Origin of the sequence: Caballeronia sp. (genome assembly GCF_028292365.1) — a bacterium.
In the GTDB taxonomy this organism is placed as follows: Bacteria; Pseudomonadota; Gammaproteobacteria; order Burkholderiales; family Burkholderiaceae; genus Caballeronia.
The window spans coordinates 1-7,677 of record NZ_JAQGMM010000319.1; the positions used below are offsets into that span (position 1 = coordinate 1).

Annotated in this window: 8 protein-coding genes and 1 pseudogene; 5 read left to right on the top strand and 4 right to left on the bottom strand. The window is 59.4% G+C overall.

Annotated features, from left to right (window positions below; genetic code table 11):
* Positions 1–176, top strand: a pseudogene (locus JWR14_RS19720) (DNA-binding protein); the annotation flags it as partial.
* A 144-nt stretch (positions 177–320) separates the two neighbouring features.
* On the opposite strand, the gene JWR14_RS19725 reads toward JWR14_RS19720, so the two are convergent.
* A complete protein-coding gene (locus JWR14_RS19725; RefSeq protein WP_299710046.1) occupies positions 321–1,649 on the bottom strand; it encodes an aspartate aminotransferase family protein in 1,329 nt (442 codons plus the stop codon).
* 160 nt (positions 1,650–1,809) lie between these two features.
* On the opposite strand from JWR14_RS19725, the gene JWR14_RS19730 reads away from it, so the two are divergent.
* The gene (locus tag JWR14_RS19730) at positions 1,810–3,219 is read left to right on the top strand and encodes a PLP-dependent aminotransferase family protein (protein ID WP_299710048.1); all 1,410 of its coding nucleotides are present in this window, start codon (positions 1,810–1,812) and stop codon (positions 3,217–3,219) included.
* 201 nt (positions 3,220–3,420) lie between these two features.
* On the top strand, positions 3,421–4,509 hold the full coding sequence (locus JWR14_RS19735; protein WP_299710050.1) for an Ig-like domain-containing protein: 1,089 nt from the start codon (positions 3,421–3,423) through the stop codon (positions 4,507–4,509).
* 134 nt (positions 4,510–4,643) lie between these two features.
* On the opposite strand, the gene JWR14_RS19740 is transcribed toward JWR14_RS19735, so the two are convergent.
* From JWR14_RS19740 to JWR14_RS19750, 3 genes are all read right to left on the bottom strand, one after another.
* Positions 4,644–4,805, bottom strand: a complete 162-nt coding sequence (locus JWR14_RS19740) for a DUF1328 family protein (RefSeq protein WP_031363615.1) — start codon at positions 4,803–4,805, stop codon at positions 4,644–4,646.
* A gap of 261 nt (positions 4,806–5,066) precedes the next feature.
* Entirely contained in the window at positions 5,067–5,231 is a 165-nt protein-coding gene (locus JWR14_RS19745; RefSeq protein ID WP_158939511.1) for a hypothetical protein, read from the bottom strand.
* Positions 5,232–5,527: 296 nt separating this feature from the next.
* Positions 5,528–6,151: a LysE family translocator gene (locus JWR14_RS19750; protein ID WP_299710071.1), complete on the bottom strand. Its 624-nt coding sequence runs from the start codon at positions 6,149–6,151 to the stop codon at positions 5,528–5,530.
* 610 nt (positions 6,152–6,761) lie between these two features.
* On the opposite strand from JWR14_RS19750, the gene JWR14_RS19755 reads away from it, so the two are divergent.
* Positions 6,762–6,983, top strand: coding sequence for a hypothetical protein (locus JWR14_RS19755; protein WP_299710073.1), 222 nt, complete (start codon positions 6,762–6,764; stop codon positions 6,981–6,983).
* Positions 6,965–7,441: a hypothetical protein gene (locus tag JWR14_RS19760; protein WP_299710075.1), complete on the top strand. Its 477-nt coding sequence runs from the start codon at positions 6,965–6,967 to the stop codon at positions 7,439–7,441. The genes JWR14_RS19755 and JWR14_RS19760 overlap by 19 nt, the downstream gene beginning before the upstream one ends.
* Positions 7,442–7,677: the final 236 nt, after the last annotated feature.

Here is a 7,677-nt window from a genome sequence, read left to right on the forward strand (position 1 = left end):
CGCGGGTGCTCAAACGTGAGAGCACCAAGGCCGCTTCGCACAAGTCGCTCTCGAAGCAGGCGCATGCGAGTGCAAGCCGGCGGTCTGCGGCCGATCGATCAGCATCGGCGAAGAAAGGCTGGCAGACGCGCCGTAAGGCGGCTGCGAAGGCGGGTACGGCTCGGCACGCACGTTAGAACGCTAGCGTACCGCTCGCGGCGCGTTTGCAGCGTCGCAACGAAGAAAGGCCGTTCCGGAGCAACCAGAACGGCCTTGAGACTTGCACTTAGAGCTTGCATACCGCTTACTTTGATGGACCGTAAGCGGCTATCTAAACCACGTTATTTCACTGTTTCGAGCACCTTGCGAACCGTGCTGAAAATCTGCTCGATCTGGTCATCTTCAATGATCAGCGGCGGTGAGAACGCGAGAATATCGCCTGTATAACGCACTAGAACGCCTGCCTCGAAGCATTTCACGAACGCTTCATAGGCTCGCGCACCCGGCGCGCCATCGCGGGATTCCAGTTCGATACCCGCCACCATCCCGAGATTGCGCACGTCCTTCACGTAAGGCGCGTCGCGCAACGCATGGGCGGCGGATTCGAACTTCGGCGCTTTCGATGCAGCGCGTTCAAACAGTTGATCTCGCGCATACAGGTCCAACGTGGCGATCGCGGCGGCGGCGGCCATCGGGTGCGCGGAGTACGTGTAGCCGTGGAACAGCTCGATACCGTTCACCGCACCCGCATTGATGATCGTGTCATGTACGTTACGATGCGCAGCCACGGCGCCCATCGGAATGGCCGCGTTGTTGATGGCTTTGGCCAGCGTCATCAGGTCCGGCGTCACGCCGAAATACTCCGCGGCCGTCGCTTTGCCGAGCCGGCCAAAGCCCGTGATGACTTCATCGAAAATCAGCAGGATGCCGTGCTTCGTGCAGATCTCGCGGAGCTTTTGCAAATAACCCTGCGGCGGCACGAGCACGCCCGTCGAACCCGCCAGCGGTTCCACGATCACGGCAGCGATGGTCGAGGCATCGTGCAGCGCGACGATGCGTTCGAGTTCTTCGGCGAGATGCGCGCCCCACACCGGCTGGCCCTTCGAAAACGCATTGTGCTCGGGCGCGTGCGTGTGCGGCAGATGATCGATGTTCGGCAGCAACCCGCCTGAAAACGTTTTGCGGTTCGGTCCAATGCCACCGACCGAAATGCCGCCGAACCCCACCCCGTGATACCCGCGCTCGCGGCCGATCAGCTTCGTGCGCTGGCCTTCGCCGCGTGCACGGTGATAGGCAAGGGCGATTTTCAGCGCGGTATCGACGGATTCAGAACCCGAATTCGTGAAGAAGATGCGGTCGAGGCCTTCCGGCATGATCGCGGCGACTTTCGTGGCCGCTTCGAACGCGAGCGGATGGCCCATCTGGAAGGTCGGTGCGAAGTCGAGCGTGGCGGCCTGTTGCTGGATCGCGGTGACGATTTCATCGCGGCAGTGGCCCGCGTTCACGCACCACAAGCCGGCGCAGCCGTCCAGAATCTCGCGGCCATCGGTTGCGCGGTAGTACATGCCTTTGGCGCCCTCGATCAGGCGTGGTGCAGCTTTGAACTGCCGGTTGGCGGTGAAAGGCATCCAGAACGACGAGAGGTCGTCGATGACGGGGCGCGAAGTCATGGGAAATCTCCTGTTAGAACACGCAATGTAGTCCTCGATAAAAACCCGCGGCATAGACAGTTGTCCTGTCGCGAAGAGAACTGTGCTGGCAAAATGGTGCAAACTGTATTGGTCGTCTATCCTGGATGACTCACTCTTATCATCCTATTCCTGCTGATCCATGATTGAACTTCAACTGGACCGCGACCGCGCGCAAGCCACGCTCGTCGAACAACTGGTGCGGGCGTTTTCCGGCGCCATCGAGCAGCAGGCGCTGCGTGCCGGCGCGTTGTTGCCTTCGGTGCGCCAGCTTGCGCAGTCGGAGCGGCTGAGCACCTTCACGGTAACGGAAGCGTATGGACGCCTTGTGTCGATGGGGCTCGTGGTCGCGCGGCGCGGCTCGGGGTACCGGGTGGCGGCGCAGGCCCCGGCGGCCCACAGGCGAGCTGTAGCGTGGCAGCCGCCGAGCCTCACCGCGACCTGGCTGCTGTCCGATGTATTCGCCGATCATTCCGTGCCGATCAAAGCCGGCTGCGGCTGGCTGCCCAATGAATGGGTCAACGAAAGCGGTTTGCATCACGCGTTGCGCTCGATCAGCCGCGTGCCGGCGGCGCGTATGGCTGACTACGGGCACCCGTACGGTTTTGCGCCGCTGCGCGAGCGGATTGCCGAGCAACTTGACCGCTACGGTTTGCCCGCCGACCCTGCCGCGAACGTGTTGCTGACCGCTGGGGCTACGCAGGCGCTCGATTTGATTGTGCGCACGCTGCTGCGTCCCGGCGATACGGTCATCGTCGAAGATCCTGGTTACTGCAATCTGCTGCAGATCCTTCAACTGGGTGGCCTGATTGTGCGAGGCGTGCCGCGCACACCGGCGGGTATCGATAACGACGTGCTTGAGCAACTGGTGATCGAGCATAGTCCCAAGGCGATCTTTCTCAACACGACGCTGCAGAACCCGACCGGCGCGACCTTCGGCATGGCGGCGGCGTTTCGTCTGTTGCAGATCGCGGAACGCTATGGCTTGTGGGTCGTGGAAGATGATGTGAACCGCGAGCTCGCGCCGGCCGGTGCGCCGCTTCTGGCCGCCATGGAAGGCTTGAACCGCGTGCTGTACGTCGGCGGATTTTCGAAGACGATCACGCCAGGATTGCGCTGCGGTTATGTGGTTGCCGAGCGTGACGTACTGCGTGAACTGGCGCGTACGAAGATGGCGGTGGGGCTGACTTCATCGGCGGCGACGGAACGGATCGTTGAAAAAGTGCTGACCGAAGGGCGTTATGCGCGTCACGTGGAATCGGTCATTGAAAAACTCAAGGACGCGCACGTGCAGGTCGAGGACCGGATGGATGCGCTCGGCGTTGAGCTGTTTCATCGGCCGCGTGCGGGTTTGTTTGTGTGGGCACGATTGCCAGTCGAGCCTGAAGAGGCCAACGAACTGGCCACGCAGGCGCTGGAAGACGGCATCTGGCTCGCACCGGGTTCATACTTTCGGCCCGACGATGCCGCGAGCAACTGGTTTCGCTTTAACGTGCCATATTCCGCTGAGGACGCGTTGTGGGGGTTTATCGAGAAGTGGAAGGGGCGTTAGAGAAAGATGATCTTTCGCAAAGGATTGTTCTGTTTGTTTACTGTTTAGGAACAATCGTGTGGTTTGTTTTAGTTCATAAGGACAGACTCGCCCTCGCGAACTGAACTGGCGGCATCCAGCCGTCGTCAATTCGCATCAATGCGCGACCGTCGGATTCCAAGCGGTGTCGCGCAAGTTGATTCCCATAAAGAGAGGGCCAGCATGGCAGTTTTTTATAACGTTCCTTCGAAAGCAATCATCACGTCCGTTGGATCCGCAAGCAACGGCGGCACGTCAGGCGAAGCATTCCCGGTCATCATGGGTACGGCTGACGCCGGCACCGCGGTGACCGTGTACGACGGTGTTCGATGGCTCGGTACCACCATCGTGACGAGCGATGGTCTGTGGTCATTGACGCCGCCTGCCGCGCTCAAGGCTGGTCTTCACAAGTTCACGGCAATCTCCATGAACAGTGAAGATCAATGGGGTGCATCGTCCAGGCAGCTTTCCGTCACTATCGACACGTCGACGCCCGTAGCGCCAGTCATCACCGAGGTCATGGATAACGTCGGTCCGGTCCAGGGACCGGTCGCTCGAGATGGCACGACCGACGATGTGCGTCCGGTCATCAGCGGCACTGGCAAGCCGGGTTACATGATCAACCTGTACGATAACGGGATGTTGATGGCTACCACTCAGGTTGACGCACATGGCATGTGGTCGATTCAACCGGCCAATCCGTTGCCCTCAAGCATGCACGACCTGATCGCAATCCAAACAGACATGGCGGGTAAAGGTGGCATGATTTCAGAGCATTTCGCCTTCCTGATCGAGCTGTCACTGTCGGTTGTATCGTCCGGTCACGCTTGGGCTTCGCAAGACGGAGGCCATAATATTGACAGCGCGCACGAGAGCAATGGAGTGCCGCACGCAACGGGCCATCACCCCGCTATCGACTTCATCCCCGTAGTAGGAAAAACCGCAACGGCGGAGAGCCGGGGTGTTGAAATAATCGATGTCAATGAGCAGCACAACGCGCTCAAACTCTCGCTCGATGACGTTTTAAATCGTGCCGAAAGCGACTTGTTTCTGAATGGTGATAAACATTCCACCAGGATGGACGGCAAGACGAGCGACGCGATCGCATCGCCGGATGCGCATGTTACGGGTCTTGTGGAAGCAGAATGGCGATTGAACGACGCGTTGATAGCAGGCGGCGATGTGAACCCTCTGGCCGGGCACTCGAGTGCGCTCGCCGAGCAGTTGGCTCAACAAGGCCTCGAGCAAGGTGTCGAGCTTGCGATGCATTAATTGCGATGCATGAGTAAGCCGGCCGGTTTGCACTGCGGGACGGGGGTAAGCCGAAAGCATAAAAAAGCGCGAGCATGCTCGCGCTTTTTTTGCATTTCTTCAGCGGTGTCCATTGAATCATCGACACCGGGGCTTCATCGCCGGAATACGCCCAGCAACAACGTTGCCAAAAAGATTACGATGAAGATGAAGAACAGGATCTTCGCAATTTCGGTTGCACCGCTCGCGATTCCGCCGAAGCCAAAAAACGCCGCGATGATCGCGATGATGAAAAAGATGACAGCGTATCGAAGCATGAAGCCCTCCAAAGGGGTCGATTATCGGATTGGTTTGCGTGCTGGCTTGACGCCTTCGCCGCCTTGACTGCTTTACATGACCATGTGCCGCTGAATGCAGCTGGATCCCGCGACGCCCGAACTTAGAGCAACCGTCGTGCCCAGAACTCGCCACCCCGGAAAATAGGGCGCAAAACGATTCGCGCACAAAAAAGCCGCACTGCATTGCGCGAGTGCGGCTTTGGAAGACGCGCCAACGGGCGCGGGAATGGAGGAGAAATGTTATCGGCGGGGCTTGCCGGTGTCGGGTTCGTCGTCGAGGTCGTCATCGTCGGCGTGGTTTAGCGCATCCGGCAGTTGGTTCTCGAGTTCATCGCGTTCAATTTGGTCGGCGAGATCGAGGGACTTGCGTGTTGCGGGACCGGACGGGCGATTTGCTCCAGACATGGCGTAACTCCTTGGGAGGTTTCAAAGCCGCGCCAACAGGGCGCGAGTTGATCGGGCAGCAAGCTTCGTACATGCCTGTCGATTCCCCCAGATAACGGAGTGCGCATTTCTTGCCGCTTTCTACGGCCAAAGTTGCAATCAGGCTGCATATTTTGCGCGACGGCAGGCATGGACCAGTATGCGCCGCCTACGAAAAAATAGGCTGGATCTGAACTCCGAACCACCAAATCAACTCGCCACCAATGTAACGACGACAGCATTGATTACGCTGTCACGCCATGCCCATCACTACGTCATCACGCCACCGCGCGCTCGACGATCGGATACAAAGACAACACGAGCAGCGTGGCCATTGTCCAGTTGAAAGCACGAAGCCAGCGCGGTTGCGTGAGAAGCCGGCGCATGGACGTGCCGAACGCGGCCCACATCGTAATGCAGGGCAATCCAACCACGATAAACACCACCGCCATCAATACGGCATTCAGCGAAAAGCTCGAATGCAAATGGATCGTGGTCGCGGCTGTCAGCACCATCATCCATGCCTTCGGATTGATCCACTGAAACGCGGCTGCTTCGATAAACCGCATGGGCCGGCGCTCGCCGTCGCGAACCTGCATGGTCGACGAGGTCGCGATCTTCCACGCGAGGTACAGCAGGTACGCCACGCTTAATGTTTCAAGCACCGTGTAAGCCCAGGCGAAGCGCGCGAACGCCTGCCCCACGCCGAGACCGACCAACACCATGAGGATGGCGACGCCTACGCTGATTCCGAGCACGTGCGGCACCGTCCGGCGCAATCCGAAGTTCACCCCCGACGCGAGCAGCATGGTGTTGTTCGGACCGGGCGTGATGGTGGTAACGAGCGCGAACAGCACCGCGGCCGGAAGGGCAGTCAGTAGGGCGGCAGTGTCCAGATGCATGGTGTTTCCTAGTGTGTCGTCAAGGCAGGAACTGAATCGGATCGATAGTCCGTGAGCGCCAGTGTATGAGATTGGATCTGTACAGTACCGGTACAGATAATCGAATCATTTCCTGTACGGTGCGGCATGATTTTGCGCAGCGCGGGGAAGTCGGGGCAATCGGACACAGCGTTTGCAAAAATCGTCATACGAACCCTGACTTCACCGGAACGGTTCATCACACGGTCCGCGGTTTTAGCTCCCGGCGAATCTGTTCGGGCATCCGTTTGAACCGGTGGCCATATGAGTACCGAAACGTTTTTCCAACCCGGCCGTCATTGCGACAGCGTTCGGTATGCTGATCGTTTTAGTTCGCTGATCGATGGCCCGGATTATTTTCGTGTCCTTCGGGCGAGGATCACGCGCGCGCGGTGCGCGGTGTCTGCGCTCGGTGACTTTCTCCATGAAGTTGTGGCGACCCGAAAGACGGCTGTGCATTTAAATTCTCGCGTGGGATTTCCCAATGCTTTGCGCGTTCGAGCGCGAGTGATTGCCGGTCTACAAGATGGGATGGAAAGCATCCAATGAAGGCATCGCGTCGCATAACCACGGGTGGCTCCAGGAAACGACTATGGACGTGCTGCACGAACTGCTCAAGCAAGCGGATGTGCACGACCGGTATCGCCTGATGCCGCCGAGCGTGCCGGAGCGCGAAACGGGTTGCGTGAACGTGCACAGCATGAACGACGCGACTGCCGTCTTGCCGAAGGACCCCGCGCAACATCACACGCTCGAGCGTGTGAAGCCACCCTCTCTCCCGATATCGACCGGCTTGTGCCGCTCGAAGCGTTGATCGATCCCGAGAAACCGGTTGGGCCGGCCGAACTTGTCGACCTGTTTGTGCCGGTCGAAAAGCTGCGTTGTTTGATTGGCCGGTTTGCGTGGCTGGAGATGCGCGTACTCGCGATCGCCGATTTTGCGGCGGCCTGGCATTGGGCGCTGCTTGGGCGATGTCCTCAACCTGAAGGCGCTCTCACAAGCGGCTTAGCGTACAAAGTCTTGCCGCTCGCGCAGCTGCAGCAGGTGCCGATTGGAGACAGCACCGCGCCCGATGCGCTGGCGATATTACAGCGCATGACTGGCCTTCAGGCAGTCGCCGACCCCACTCTCGATACACCGGCGCGACGCTACGGCAATGCGGTGGTGATGCGCTTTCCGGTATGCGTGGTCCGCACGCTCGACCTGTCGTTCAGGAGCCGCGGGCCGCGGGCGCGCTGGATGACGGACATTGATTGCGGCGCTGAGACGTGACGTGTTGTCGCAACGAATCCAGGGCTGGCATCGTGTGAAAGACGGGTACAGGTCGATCAAGTGTTGCAACGTTTCGATACCCCGGCCATGCCGGTGATCCTGCCCGGCGACCTCTACGAGCGGTTTATTTACGGCCAAACGCGGCGCCGGCTGACCTCGCATTTCTACCGCGCACGCTTTCACGAACCTCTCCAACACGCTTGTCCGTCGTTTGCTTTGGACCGCGTCTGAGTGCA